Genomic DNA, 14,235 nt, shown 5'->3' on the forward strand with positions numbered 1-14,235 from the left:
TCTCAGGCTGCCAACCATGGCAACCCAAGTAAATTAGCATGTTGCGTTTCCGATAACTAAACCCAGGCTCAACGTATTTCGAGCAACGCAGTTTTGCCATGCCGTATTGAACTCCTGTTTAGTGAAACCTTGATGAAATAGTCATTTAGACACAAACCAGGATTTCATCATGTCTCAGCTCAGCTATCCACTCATATCGGCCAAACCGGCCAGCCAACTGATGACGGCACTGATCAACGGCGAGAAAGTGCCCAGCAATGCCTGGAAAAAAACGTCATTCCGCCTTAAGTTTCTTGGCCGTTCGCTGCTCTGCTGGCCCACGACTCGCAGCCTGCTTAATACGCTGGCTGCCAACCCTCTGTTGGATGAGATTTTAAACGCACAGCCCAATCTGCCTTGCAAACTGCATCGCCCCTATCTGGCGAACAACATGAGCCGCATCGACCGTCTGTTTGCCCTACGCGATCACTACGATCTGCTCGCCCAACGCATGCCGCTGAAGATGCACCTCGGCCAACTGGGTAGCAATCCCTTTACCTTAAGCCGCGCACAAGACAAAAATGGCGAGCACATCTGCCTGCAACTGGCCTCTCTGGACCATTTGAATAAAGAGGGTGAAACAACCCTGCTGTTGCGCAATTGCCAAGGGATCATGCTGGCTGAAATGACCTTCACCTTGATGATTTACCAGCAACAACCCACGTTATTTATCGGCGGTATGCAAGGCGCCAATTCCACGGTGCCGCACGCTGAGATCCAGAATACGACCAAAGCCTGCCACGGCCTGTTTCCAAAACGCCTGGTGTTGGAAGGCATTTGCCACCTGGCCCAACAGTTGGGTATCCGGCAGTTGATCGCGGTAGGCAACACCACCCATATTTACCAAAACTGGCGCTACCACCACAAAAAGAAAAGCCAGTTGCATGCTGATTACGATCAGTTCTGGCTTTCCATGGGCGGCAAGCAACTCGATAACGGCTATTTCCTGTTACCCGAGCGCATTGGCCGCAAGCCGATGGAAACCATCGCCAGCAAAAAACGCGCGGAATATCGCCGCCGTTACCAGTTACTGGATGAGCTCCAACAGGGGATCAGCAAACACTTTTCTTAATCCGCCCGGCCCCGCGCCAGCCACATCACGCGGGAGAACATTTTCTTCAACAACGGTGGCACCGAGTCGGTGCCCCACGCCCCGGCCTGCATGGCCACCTCAATCGCCAGATCGGGTTTTGAAGTGTGATGCACCGCCTTGAGGATCACCTTACGCACCGGCATCTGTACCTTTAGCGGTACCGAAGCCACCCGGTGATAGACCGAGCTGAATCCCTCCCGATACATGAAATGCTCCATATCCGGCGCAGGTAGCACGGTTAAACGATCGCGCTCGTTATCTTCGTGATTATCCAGCATGCTGCGTACGGCATTGGCATATTTCTTCCCCGCTTCGTCACCATCTACCAGGGCGTGCCATTGAATGCCCATGCGCCGCGCAAACTTCAGCAAGGGTTTCAGCCCACATTGGGCAAACTCGATCACCCTCACGCCTTCGGACTCGAAACGATAGCCACACTGGCGCGCCAGTTCGTTGAGCAGCCAGACCTCGGTTTCCCCTTCCACCAGCAGCCAGCAACGGGCAAACAGCGAGGACGGCCGGTTAAAGCGAATATGGAACGCAATGCGCCGCCCGTCCTCCGCACTTAGCCCCTTTGGCCCAAGGCGATAGGTAGCAACCCGGGCCGATTCGCGCACCAAGCGGCAAATATGCTCCACCGGCACTAGCGACACCAGTTCGCTGGAGTTGGTGGTGGTAATACGCTGCAACGGCATCTGGTTGAGCAATCCCCAGGCTACCGACAGCATGATGGGATGCAGGCGCGTTTCCGGGTCTTCAACCAGTAATAATGGCCGGGCATGGGGATCGAGTTTTACGTTGCCCTTGGCCTGCAGCAACGTAGAAAACATCCCCAACAGGATCAATCGCATGCTGCGGCTGTTAGGTTCTGCAATCATGCGGTTGATGCTGTCCAACGAACGCCACGCCTGCTGTTCCGGCGGCTGACGATGGCGGCGAGGCCCGGCAACCTGCGAACCTTGCTCGGCAAAATAGTGTTCAAGCAACTGCTGCATCGCCGCTAGCCCCTGCCGCAGTTCGGAGTTCGTCAACTTTTGCGGGTTACGCACCAGTTCACGCGTCAGTTGATCCAACTGCTGTGCCAGGGCTTCGTTATCGGCAGGGAGGCGATCGCTGAGTGAGCTGGGCCGCAGACGGCGGATAAAACGTGCATCACGCAGCCGCAGCACCGGATGAATACGGATCAGGGCGTGTACCAGTTGATCGATATGGTGCAAGTGCAAGGCGTTGCCATCGGCATCAAGAAAACGCCGCCAGGTGCATACCGTGCCATCATCGTCTAGTTCTCCTTCGCAGCAATAGTGAATGCGGCCCAGGTTATCTTCCCCCTTCGACCACAGCGGCGAAAGATGGCGATAGCGCGGCAGATGCGCATGGCCGGTATCCTTTTCACAAAAGGTGAAGATGATCTGCAAATGACGATCTTTGGCCGCCTCGTCGCCAGGTGGGAAGTAGAAATCTTTGGCTTCAAAACGATACAGCGTCTGTTCGGGGGCCAGTAAAAAGGTCATGGCATCCAGCAGGCTGGACTTGCCCCAGGCATTTTCCCCGAGTAGCACGGTATTATCATCCAGCGTCAGTGAAAGCCGGTTGATACCGCGGAATCCTACAATCTCAATACGCTCCAGGTACATCTGCTGACTCCTTTATTCGCCTGATACCTTGAGGATGAGCAATAAAGCCATTACAGGTCAAGCAGACATTGCTACAGCGTGCTGCAAACCACGTAAATACGCGACTTTACTCCTTAGCCCATTTTGGTTAGCGTGTTAGGTTTGCCGCACTTCCTCCAGATTAAAGGACGCTTGTTTCACATGTACTCAGGACTGCTGATTATTTTGATACCGCTGATTGTCGGTTATCTTGTCCCCTTGCGTAGCGTCACCCTGATCCGGGCCATTAACCGCCTGCTGAGCTGGATGGTGTATGTGATCCTGTTCATTATGGGGATCAGCCTGGCATTCCTGGAAAACCTCAGCAGCAACCTGATGCTGATCTTTCAGTACACCCTGGTGTTTTTTCTGTGCATTTTCTGCGCCAATCTCCTGTGGTTATCTTTGTTTGAACGCCGCCGCCCTTGGCACAGTACTCACAAGCAAGAAACGTTGCCCTCACGCCTGCATATGGCATTGGAATCCCTGAAGCTCTGTGGAGTGGTGGTGGGGGGCTTTGCCTTGGGCCTCACCCAGTGGCACTGGCTGCAATTTGCGGGTCAAGGCAGTGAATACGCCCTGCTGTTTCTGCTGCTTCTAGTGGGGGCACAGTTACGCAACAGTGGGATGACGCTGCGCCAGATTGCCCTCAATCGCCGTGGCATGATGGTCGCCCTGGTGGTGGCGGTCAGTTCGCTGGCGGGTGGTGCAGTGGCCGCACTGCTGTTGGGTTTGCCGCTGAAAGCCGGTTTGGCGATGGCTTCGGGGTTTGGCTGGTACTCCCTTTCCGGCATCCTGATCACCGACGCCTATGGCCCGGTAATGGGCAGCGCCGCCTTCTTCAACGATCTGGCCCGTGAGCTGGTGGCAATAATGCTGCTCCCTACGCTGGTGCGTCGTAGCCGCTCCTCTGCATTGGGTTTATGTGGTGCCACTTCGATGGATTTCACACTGCCGGTTCTGCAACGCAGCGGCGGGATAGAAATGGTGCCTCCCGCCATCGTGCACGGATTCTTGCTGAGCCTGTTGGCTCCGGTATTAATCGCCCTGTTCTCCTGACGCCTACGGGCGCGGCCCGCCGCGCCTGTTAGTCAAAGCGTAATAATTCCCATCCGCACGCCAACTTGTTCTAAATCAAACTTTGTTAAAGTTGTATCACAAAAGCCTTTTTAAGGTTGCACCGTCGATCTATGCTTCAAAACAAGCATTATAAATGCAACTTTAAAAAAGGAAGCGATTATGTTCTGTGTGCAATGTGAACAAACCATCCGGACACCGGCAGGTAACGGCTGCTCCTACGCTCAAGGGATGTGCGGCAAAACGGCAGAAACCTCCGACCTGCAGGATCTGTTGATAGCGGCGCTGCAAGGGCTCTCTGCCTGGGCCTTGCAGGCGCGCGCGTTGGGCATTATCGATCATGATGTCGACAGTTTCTCCCCACGCGCCTTCTTCTCTACGCTGACCAACGTTAACTTCGATTCCGAACGCATTATCGGCTATGCACGTGACACCATTGCCCTGCGTGACTCGCTGGCGGTTCGCTGCCGCCTGCTCGATGCCAATGTGCAGGTCGATCACCCACTGGCCCAGTTGCAACTGGCCGGCAACGATATGCCTGCGCTGTTGCAACAGGCTGCGCAGTTTGCCCTCAATAAAGATAAAGCCGAGGTAGGCGACGATATCCACGGCCTGCGGATGCTGTGCCTGTACGGCCTGAAAGGGGCCGCCGCCTATATGGAACATGCCCATGTGCTGGGCCAGTTCGACAACCAGATCTATGCTGATTACCACGCGTTTATGGCCTGGCTGGGCACCCAACCGAGCGATTTGGACACCCTGCTGAACAACTCGATGGCCATCGGCAAAATGAACTTCAGCGTGATGGCTATTCTGGATCGCGGCGAAACCAGTGCCTTTGGCGACCCACAGCCGACCACGGTCAACGTGCGCCCGGTGGCGGGCAAGGCGATCCTGATCTCCGGACACGACCTGAAAGATCTGCGCTTGCTGCTGGAACAGACCGCAGGCACCGGCGTCAACGTGTATACCCACGGCGAAATGTTACCGGCCCATGGCTATCCAGAGCTGAAAAAATTCCCACACCTGGTGGGTAACTACGGTAGCGGCTGGCAAAATCAGCAGACCGAATTTGCCAAATTCCCGGGTTCGATCGTCATGACCTCCAACTGCATTATCGATCCGAACGTCGGCAACTATGGCGATCGCATCTGGACGCGTAGCATCGTTGGCTGGCCTGGTGTCAACCATCTGGAAGGGGATGATTTCAGCACCGTGATCGCTCAAGCTCAACAGTTGGCTGGCTTCCCTTACAGCGAAATCGAACAACTGATCACCGTCGGTTTTGGCCGCCAGGTACTGCTCAGCGCCGCCGATACCGTGGTTGATCTGGTAGTACAGAAAAAACTGCGCCACGTATTTCTGGTGGGTGGCTGTGACGGCAGCCGCGACGAACGCAGCTATTTCACCGATTTTGCCCGCAGCGTGCCGCAAGATTGCCTGATCATGACGCTGGGGTGCGGTAAATACCGCTTCAACAAGCTGGACTTCGGCACGCTGGAAGGGCTACCGCGCCTGCTGGACGTCGGCCAATGTAACGATGCCTATTCCGCCGTAATGCTGGCAGTCAAACTCGCCGAGAAAGTCGGTGGCACGGTCAACGACCTGCCGCTCAGCCTGGTGCTGTCCTGGTTCGAGCAGAAAGCGATCGTCATTCTGCTGACGCTGCTGTCGCTAGGGGTGAAAAATATCGTCACCGGCCCAAGCGCCCCGGCGTTCCTGACCGACAATCTGTTGGCGGTGCTGAATGAAAAATTCGGCCTGCGTTCGGTCACCACCGTAGAGCAGGATATGCAAACCCTTCTCGGCTAAGGCCGTTGTTCCGGGGCTGCCCATCGCGGCGGCCCCGTTTGTTGTGAGGTGCCCTATGAGCCAACCCAGCCCACTTTGCCCCAACCCGATGCAGGTGCACTCCCTGCAACAGGAAACCGCCGACGTCTGGACGCTGAACCTGATCAATAACGACTTTTATCCTTATCAGCCCGGTCAGTTTGCATTGATCAGCATCCGCGACAGTGAAGATACGCTGCGCGCCTATACCCTCTCCTCTTCACCCGGCCTGAGTCCTTTTATCAGCATCAGCGTGCGTTGCCTGGCGGATGGCCTCGGCTCACGCTGGCTGACGCAAGAGGTCAAACCTGGCCAAACACTTTGGTTATCAGACGCCCAGGGAGAATTCAGCTGCGTGCAACACCCCAGCGATAGTTACCTGATGCTGGCTGCCGGCTGTGGCGTCACACCGATCATGTCTATGTGCCGCTGGCTGGTGGTGAACAAACCGCAATGCGATATCCGAGTGATCTTTAACGTCCGCACCCCTGCCGATGTGATTTTTGCCGAACAGTGGCAACGGCTATGTTCTGCCCATCCACAATTGCAACTGACATTGATGGCAGAGCAGGATGCACAACCCGGCTTCCTGTCTGGCCGCATCAATGAGCAAGTGTTGCAACAGGCCGCGCCGGATATTACCTCACGTACCGTCATGACCTGCGGCCCGGCCCCTTACATGCAACAGGTTGAGCAGCTTTGCCTGGGGCTAGGCGTCCCCGCTGCCAACTTCCATCAGGAACAGTTCCACACCTCGGCGGAGCCGGATGATGGGAAAAGCGAACAGTTAACATTGCGCATCGGTCAGCCACTGCGTGAATTCCGCGTGCCGGTCGGCAGCACCTTGCTGGCAGCGTTGGAAGCCCATAAGTTACCGGTCAATGCCGCCTGCCGGGCTGGGGTTTGCGGTTCGTGCAAAACCCGTATTATCGATGGCCAATACACCACCAGCAGCACCATGACATTAACCCCAGCGGAAATCGAGCAGGGTTACGTACTAGCCTGTAGCTGCCAGCTACAAAGTGACGTCACTCTCGCCTGAGGCTTTGGCCCCATCTTCCCGATGGGGCACATATCGGTAAGCGTATCCCCTGATGCCCTTCTACACTTTCTGTTTGCCTTTAACCGGGCGAGTACCCCTCATTTTGGATAATGACTGGAGGAACTATGAAGCAAACAGTAGCCACGCTGATCGCCAAAACGCTGGAACAGGCAGGTGTAAAACGGATCTGGGGCGTTACCGGCGATTCGCTCAACGGCCTGAGTGACAGCCTGCATCGGATGGGAACCATCGCCTGGATGGGCACCCGTCACGAGGAAGTCGCCGCCTTTGCTGCCGGTGCCGAAGCGCAGCTCACCGGCCAATTGGCGGTCTGCGCAGGCTCCTGTGGCCCCGGCAACCTGCACCTGATCAACGGCCTGTTCGATTGCCACCGCAATCACGTCCCGGTGCTGGCTATCGCCGCCCATATTCCTTCCAGCGAGATCGGCAGCGGCTACTTCCAGGAGACGCACCCGCAAGAGCTGTTCCGCGAATGCAGCCATTACTGCGAGCTGGTGTCCAATCCTGAGCAGTTGCCGCGAGTACTCGAGATTGCCATGCGCAAAGCGATCCTCAACCGTGGCGTCTCGGTGATTGTGCTGCCAGGGGATGTCGCCCTGCAAATGGCCCCAGAAGATGCCAGCATGGTGTGGCATACGCCTGCGCACCCATTGATGCAGCCACCGATGAGCGAGCTGCAGAAACTGGCAGAAACGCTGAACAACGCCAAAAACATCACCCTGATGTGCGGCAGCGGCTGCGCCGGATCGCATGACGAAGTCGTCAAACTGGCCGAACTGCTGCAAGCCCCGATTGTGCACGCCCTACGCGGTAAAGAGCATATCGAATGGGATAACCCTTACAGCGTCGGCATGACCGGGCTGATCGGTTTCTCATCCGGCTATCACGCCATGATGAACGCGGATACCCTGGTGCTGCTAGGCACTCAGTTCCCTTATCGGGCGTTTTATCCTACCCATGCCAATATCATTCAGATCGATATCAACCCCGGCAGCATCGGTGCCCATTGCCCGGTCAATATGGCGCTGATGGGCGATATCAAAACGACGCTCAGCGCCTTACTGCCGCAGCTGCAAGCCAAGAACGACCGCAAGTTCCTGGATAAGGCGTTGGAACATTATCGCGAAGCGCGTAAAGATCTCGACGGGTTGGCTACGGCGAATGATGACCAGCCGATCCACCCACAATATCTGGCACAGCAAATCAGCAACTCAGCCACGGATGACGCCATCTTCACCTGCGATGTCGGCACGCCGACGGTGTGGGCAGCTCGGTATTTGAAAATGAACGGCAAACGCCGCCTGCTCGGTTCGTTCAACCATGGCTCAATGGCCAACGCCATGCCGCAGGCGATGGGTGCTCAGGCCACCGAACCGGATAAACAGGTGATCGCCATGTGCGGTGACGGTGGCTTTACCATGCTGATGGGGGATTTTCTGTCGCTGGCCCAGTTGAAGCTGCCGGTCAAGGTGGTGGTATTCAATAACAGCGTGCTGGGCTTTGTGGCAATGGAGATGAAGGCCGGTGGCTACCTTACCGATGGCACCGATCTGCACAACCCGGACTTTGCCGCCATCGCCAATGCGGCAGGGATCAAAGGCATTCGGGTAGAAAAGGCCTCCGAGCTGGACGCGGCATTACAGGAAATGCTGGCCCATCCTGGCCCGGCCCTGCTCGACGTGGTCACGGCCAAACAAGAGCTGGCGATGCCGCCGCAGATCAAATTCGAACAGGCTAAAGGGTTCAGCCTGTATATGCTGCGCGCCATCATCAATGGCCGCGGTGATGAGGTCGTCGAACTGGCCAAAACCAACTGGCTACGTTAATCGCTTCTGGGGACAATGAAGTTGGTTGTCCCCTACATTTTCCGCTTTTGCCCTGCGCTAATCCGGTTATGATGAAAGCCTCTTCCTCATCGGCTACCAAGGATCCGTATGCTTATCGATTTACGCAGTGACACCGTTACCCAACCTAGCGCAGAGATGCGCACCGCCATGGCGCAGGCTGACGTCGGCGACGACGTGTATGGAGATGATCCCACCGTCAACGCCCTCCAGGCCGAAGCGGTCAGACTCTCTGGCAAAGAGGCGGCATTATTCCTACCTACCGGTACCCAGGCCAACCTGGTAGCCTTGCTGAGCCATTGCCAGCGTGGTGAGGAATATATCGTTGGCCAGCAAGCGCATAACTACAAATATGAAGCCGGTGGTGCCGCCGTGCTGGGCAGCATCCAGCCCCAGCCGATCGAAGCCAATCCTGATGGCACGCTGCCGTTAGATAAAGTCGCCGCCGCCATCAAGCCTGATGATATTCACTTCGCCAAGACTCGTCTACTAAGCCTGGAAAACACCATCAGCGGCCGCGTGCTGCCGCTGGAATATCTGCAACAGGCCTGGCAGTTCACCCGTGAACACAAGCTGGCTCTGCACATTGACGGCGCGCGCATTTTCAACGCGGCGGTGGCACTTAACGTGCCGCTGAAAACCCTTGCCCAGTATTGCGACACCTTCACCATTTGTCTGTCGAAAGGCCTGGGTGCACCGGTTGGCTCGCTGTTATGCGGTAGCGAAGCGTTTATTCAACGTGCCAACCGCTGGCGCAAAATGACCGGTGGCGGTATGCGCCAGGCTGGTATTCTGGCGGCTGCCGGGCTCTATGCGCTGGAGCACAACGTCGAGCGGTTGAAAGAAGATCATGACAACGCCAAATGGCTCGAACAGCAGTTGCGTGACATTGGCGTGGATATTGCCGATCCGGGCGCACAAACCAACGTGCTGTACCTGCGCCAATCCCCGGAGCTGGCGGCTAAACTCGGCCCCTGGATGCGTGAACGTGGCGTGTTGATCAGTGCCGGGCCGTTGACCCGTATCCTGACGCATCTCAACGTTAGCCGCCAGGATCTGCAAAAAGTGGTCGATCTGTGGCGGGAATTCTTGCAGCAGCACGCCTAACTTTTTTGCAGTAACACCGGGAGGCCCCGCTTCCCGGTTCTCGCCAAACTCGCGATCTCAGCCTAGTTCCAATACCTGAAGGGATATCATCTATGCGTCATAAATTTCGCCAAACGCTATTAGCTCTCACCCTCGTTAGCAGTGGAATGATGTTTACCTTGCCAGCCAACGCCGCCCCGGCGCCAGCCCAACAGCAAACGCAGGCTCCCGGCTATTACCGCATGATGTTGGGTAACCTGGAGGTGACGGCGCTATACGACGGTTATACCCATCTTGCGACAAAGTTGTTCCATGGTGTCAGCGAGCCGGATATGCAAAAGTTGTTCGCCCGCATGTTTACCGACAGCAAGTCAGGCATACAGACGGCGGTTAACGCGTTTCTGGTGAATACTGGTACGCATCTGGTCTTGGTCGATGCCGGTACCTCGCAGTGTTTTGGGCCGACGTTGGGTGCGCTCAAGAACAACCTGCGTGCGGCGGGTTATCAGCCAGAGCAGGTTGATATGATATTGCTGACGCATCTGCACCCCGATCACGCCTGCGGCATCACCGATCAGGGCAAGGCCGCCTTCCCTAACGCTACCGTCTATGCCTCCAAGGCCGATGGGGATTATTGGCTGAGTAAAGAGATGGCGCTCAAAGCCCCCAAAAACGCGCAGCCGATGTTCAAGATGGCCCAAGACGCCGTGGCCCCTTATGCCGAACAGGGCAAGCTGAAATTGTACAGCCCTGGGGAGCAGTTACTTCCTGGGCTGGAAGTGATAGCGACACCGGGCCATACGCCTGGGCATGCCTCTTATCTGTTCAGCTCCGGCGGCCAGAAACTGCTGTTGTGGGGGGATATCGTCCACAGCCACTCTTTGCAGTTTGCCAAACCTGAAGTCGCAGTGGACTTTGACACGGACTCCAAACAGGCGATCGCTACCCGGCAGAAAGTGTTTGCCGATGCGGCTGAAAACAAACTGTGGGTTGGCGGAGCGCACTTACCTTTCCCTGGCCTGGGCCACGTGCGCGTCGAAGGTAAAGGCTATGCGTGGGTGCCGGTTGAATATGCTCCAGTGGTAGTCGGCGAGAAGAAACCTTAACGCAGATTGAGGACAACGGGCGGCGCATGCGGCGCCCGTTTAATTGTGCACATTACGGTAACTCAAACCACCATCCGGCCATAGAGCCAATAACCCACAGCCAGTATCAGCAGCAGGTTCAGCACTACGCTGAGGATAAAATAGGTTTTGAACGGTTGTTTCTGCGTTTTATGGCGGAACAGTCGTTGCCCGATAATGGCCCCTATCCAACCGCCCAGCACGCCGAACAGCAGCAGGGTAATTTCCGGCACCCGTTGCCAACCTTTACAGGCGGCCAGCTTATCGGCACCGTAGATCAGTAAGGTCAGCAAGTTTACCAACAGCAACCACGTCCACAGCGGAGCGGGAAAACACAGGCTGCCAGCCAGGGCAATTAGCAGCAGCAAATAACACAGGGAATTGATTTTCATCGGGCATGGGCTCGTTGCTTGATCGCCGCGTAGTGTGAACCGCCCTCCGTGCAGATGCAACTACTGATACCCATACAAAAAGTGCATTTAGCCCGCTAATTTGTCATTCTATGCCCTATGGATTTCAAGCCGCAGCTTGAAAGACGACGGGTAAAGCTACGCTCACATTAACATCAATAAACTAAGGCAGCGCAATGACCTCCCAACGTATTCTGGTTCTTGGAGCCAGCGGTTATATTGGCCAACACCTGATCCCCCGGTTGACCGAACAGGGCCACGAAATCACCGCAGCAGCACGCCGCATAGAATGGTTGGAAGAGCAAAACTGGCCGCACGTAAGCTGCCGCTACGTGGATGTCTACCGTCCAGAAACGCTAACGGCGGCGCTATGGCAGATCGATGCCGTTTACTACCTGATCCACGGCATGGGCGATGGCGATGATTTTATCGAAAAGGAACGCCAGGCGGCTGAGAACCTGCGGGATGCCTTGCGAGGATCCAACGTTAAACAGGTTATTTTCCTTGGCGCACTGCAACCAGAGGGCAGTAGCTCCCCTCACCTCATCGCCCGTAAGCTGACCGGTGAAATCCTGCGCCAAAGCGGCATTCCCGTCACCGAATTACGCGCCAGCATCGTGGTTGGCCCAGGGTCAGCCGCGTTCGAGATCATGCGCGATATGGTCTATAACCTGCCAATCCTGACGCCGCCGCGTTGGGTGCGCTCAAAATCGTCCCCGGTCGCACTGGATAACCTGCTCACTTACCTGACCGGACTACTGCAACACCCGGCGCAGGAAAACCGGATTTTTGACGTGGCCGGGCCGGAGTACATCAGTTACCAAACCATGTTTGAGCGCTTTATCAAGATCAGCGGCAAAAAGCGCTGGCTGATCCCGGTGCCGCTGCCGACACGCTTTATCTCGGTATGGTTTATCAGCATGATCACGTCTGTGCCAACCTCGATTGCCAGCGCGCTCATCCAGGGGCTGAACCATGACTTACCTGCCGATGGCAAGCCGCTGCAAGCCTTGATCCCACAGCCACTACAAACCTTTGATGAGGCGGTTAAGGAAACGCTACGCCGCGAAGACGAAGTGGTCGACTCTGCTGACTGGGGTTACGATCCTGAAGCCCGCGCTCGCTGGCGCCCTGGTTATGGCTTCTATCCCAAACATGCGGGCTGTGAGCTGGATACGCAGGCCTCGAGTGAAGCGCTATGGCATGTCGTGCAGCAGTTGGGCGGCAAAGAGGGATACTTCTACGCCAACATCCTGTGGCAAATCCGCGCCCGCATGGACGATATGATCGGCAACGGCGTCGTCTATGGCAGGCCGCAGCGTGACACACTGGAAGTCGGCGATCTGGTCGATGGCTGGAAAGTGATCACCAAGAAGCCATTACGGCAGTTGGCATTGATGTTCGGGATGAAAGCACCGGGGCTTGGCCGCCTGACCTTCAGCATCAAAGACCTGGGCGATCGTCGCCAGCTCGATGTGCGCGCCTGGTGGCATCCTGCCGGTTTCAGTGGGCTGTTATACTGGTTTGTCATGATGCCCGCGCACCTGTTTATTTTCCGCGGTATGGCCAAACGGATTGCCCAATTGGCCGAAGAGTACGATAACCAGCGTCCTCAATAGTCTATTTGTCGATCAACCGCACAGTTTGCTGCCTCGGTTAGGTCCTTTCTCATTGCATAGCGCACAAAATCACGAAAGAATGGCATCTTATTTGCTGGGGCGCGCTAAAACGCCCTCAGCATCCTGATTTTTGGTGAGAACAGAGTGAGTTATGAAGGTATTGGTCACCGGTGCAACCAGTGGGTTAGGCCGTAACGCCGTTGAATATCTCCGCCGCCAAGGCATAAAAGTACGTGCCACCGGGCGCAATCAGGCTATGGGTTGCCTGCTGGAAAAAATGGGTGCCGAATTCATCCATGCCGATCTCACCAACCTGATCTCTTCGCAGGCCAAAGCCATGTTGGCGGATGTGGACGTGCTGTGGCACTGCTCCGGTTTCACTTCCCCATGGGGCACGGAAGAAGCCTTCGAACTGGCCAACGTCCGCGCTACCCGCCGCTTGGGGGAATGGGCTGCGGCCTACGGTGTGGAACGATTCATTCATATTTCGTCGCCAGCGATTTACTTTGATTATCACCATCACCGCAATGTGGATGAAGACTTCCGCCCGGTTCGTTATGCCAACGAGTTTGCCCGCAGCAAGGCCGCCGGGGAACAGGTGGTGCAACAGTTGGCGCTGTCCAATCCGCAAACCCATTTCACTATCCTGCGCCCACAGGGGCTATTTGGCCCACACGATAAAATCATGCTGCCGCGCCTGCTGCATATGATCAAACACTACGGTAGCCTGCTGTTACCACGTGGCGGGGATGCTCTGGTCGATATGACCTATCTGGATAATGCGGTACACGCCATGTGGCTGGCCACCGTGAAGGAAGAGACTCCTTCTGGCCGGGCCTACAATATCTCCAATCAGCAAGCCTGCACGCTACGCACCGTACTGCAACAGTTGATCGATGAGTTGGGCATGAAGTGCCGCATCCGCTCGGTGCCCTACCCAATGCTGGATATGATGGCGCGTGGCATGGAAAAACTGGGCAGTAAAAGCGATAAAGAGCCCGTGTTGACCCATTACAGCGTCGCCAAGCTCAATTTCGATCTGACGCTGAACACCACTCGCGCACAGCAGGAGCTGGGTTATCAACCACAGGTTTCGCTAGAGGAAGGCATTAGCCGTACGGCTCGTTGGTTGAAAGAACACGGTAATCTGCACGGGCTATAACGGCCCCTCACCCCAACCCTTATGTCTTGATCTTCTCCGCCTTAGCGGAGAAGATCCCCGACAGATCATCGGGAGATAGCCGGTGAGCTCCCCCCAACCCTGGTGCCTATGAGCCCGCGGGAGAGATTGTGCCCCGGCTGTCTATTTCCCTGTCGCCTTCTAGACCGAACGGTATCCTGTGCCTATGAGCACCCACATATAAGGATGGTCCGGCGATAAATTACAGACATGTTTAT

At 56.1% G+C, this 14,235-nt stretch carries 11 protein-coding genes; 9 read left to right on the top strand and 2 right to left on the bottom strand.

Annotated elements, in window-relative coordinates:
- Window positions 1-169: 169 nt before the first annotated feature.
- Window positions 170-1,111: a VirK/YbjX family protein gene (locus JHD74_RS04840; RefSeq protein ID WP_199061850.1), complete on the top strand. Its 942-nt coding sequence runs from the start codon at window positions 170-172 to the stop codon at window positions 1,109-1,111.
- Here JHD74_RS04840 and JHD74_RS04845 read toward each other — a convergent pair.
- Entirely contained in the window at window positions 1,108-2,766 is a 1,659-nt protein-coding gene (locus JHD74_RS04845) for an ATP-dependent endonuclease (RefSeq protein ID WP_199061852.1), read from the bottom strand. The two genes, JHD74_RS04840 and JHD74_RS04845, sit on opposite strands and share 4 nt — an antisense overlap.
- Before the next feature lie 180 nt (window positions 2,767-2,946).
- Here JHD74_RS04845 and JHD74_RS04850 point away from each other — a divergent pair, with 180 nt between their 5' ends.
- The 6 genes from JHD74_RS04850 to JHD74_RS04875 all read left to right on the top strand — a co-directional run bounded on the left by JHD74_RS04850 (window position 2,947) and on the right by JHD74_RS04875 (window position 10,790).
- Complete coding sequence (locus JHD74_RS04850) at window positions 2,947-3,843, top strand: lysine exporter LysO family protein (protein ID WP_024529878.1); 897 nt, start codon at window positions 2,947-2,949, stop codon at window positions 3,841-3,843.
- 180 nt (window positions 3,844-4,023) lie between these two features.
- A complete protein-coding gene (gene hcp, locus JHD74_RS04855; protein ID WP_024529879.1) occupies window positions 4,024-5,673 on the top strand; it encodes a hydroxylamine reductase in 1,650 nt (549 codons plus the stop codon).
- A 55-nt stretch (window positions 5,674-5,728) separates the two neighbouring features.
- Window positions 5,729-6,733 (top strand): NADH oxidoreductase, encoded by a 1,005-nt coding sequence (hcr, locus tag JHD74_RS04860; protein ID WP_199061855.1) that lies wholly within the window; start codon window positions 5,729-5,731, stop codon window positions 6,731-6,733.
- Window positions 6,734-6,858: 125 nt separating this feature from the next.
- Entirely contained in the window at window positions 6,859-8,580 is a 1,722-nt protein-coding gene (poxB, locus tag JHD74_RS04865) for a ubiquinone-dependent pyruvate dehydrogenase (RefSeq protein WP_074028942.1), read from the top strand.
- Window positions 8,581-8,688: 108 nt separating this feature from the next.
- Window positions 8,689-9,705 (top strand): low-specificity L-threonine aldolase, encoded by a 1,017-nt coding sequence (gene ltaE, locus JHD74_RS04870; RefSeq protein ID WP_199061857.1) that lies wholly within the window; start codon window positions 8,689-8,691, stop codon window positions 9,703-9,705.
- A gap of 92 nt (window positions 9,706-9,797) precedes the next feature.
- A complete protein-coding gene (locus tag JHD74_RS04875; protein ID WP_199061859.1) occupies window positions 9,798-10,790 on the top strand; it encodes an MBL fold metallo-hydrolase in 993 nt (330 codons plus the stop codon).
- 62 nt (window positions 10,791-10,852) lie between these two features.
- On the opposite strand, the gene JHD74_RS04880 is transcribed toward JHD74_RS04875, so the two are convergent.
- Window positions 10,853-11,200 (bottom strand): DUF1294 domain-containing protein, encoded by a 348-nt coding sequence (locus tag JHD74_RS04880; RefSeq protein ID WP_024529884.1) that lies wholly within the window; start codon window positions 11,198-11,200, stop codon window positions 10,853-10,855.
- A 194-nt stretch (window positions 11,201-11,394) separates the two neighbouring features.
- On the opposite strand from JHD74_RS04880, the gene JHD74_RS04885 reads away from it, so the two are divergent.
- On the top strand, window positions 11,395-12,837 hold the full coding sequence (locus JHD74_RS04885; RefSeq protein WP_024529885.1) for a DUF2867 domain-containing protein: 1,443 nt from the start codon (window positions 11,395-11,397) through the stop codon (window positions 12,835-12,837).
- A gap of 151 nt (window positions 12,838-12,988) precedes the next feature.
- Complete coding sequence (locus JHD74_RS04890; RefSeq protein WP_024529886.1) at window positions 12,989-13,999, top strand: NAD(P)-dependent oxidoreductase; 1,011 nt, start codon at window positions 12,989-12,991, stop codon at window positions 13,997-13,999.
- Window positions 14,000-14,235 lie beyond the last annotated feature (236 nt).

The sequence above is a fragment of the Serratia sp. ASV30 genome (assembly GCF_016428815.1).
GTDB lineage: Bacteria > Pseudomonadota > Gammaproteobacteria > Enterobacterales > Enterobacteriaceae > Chania > Chania fonticola_C.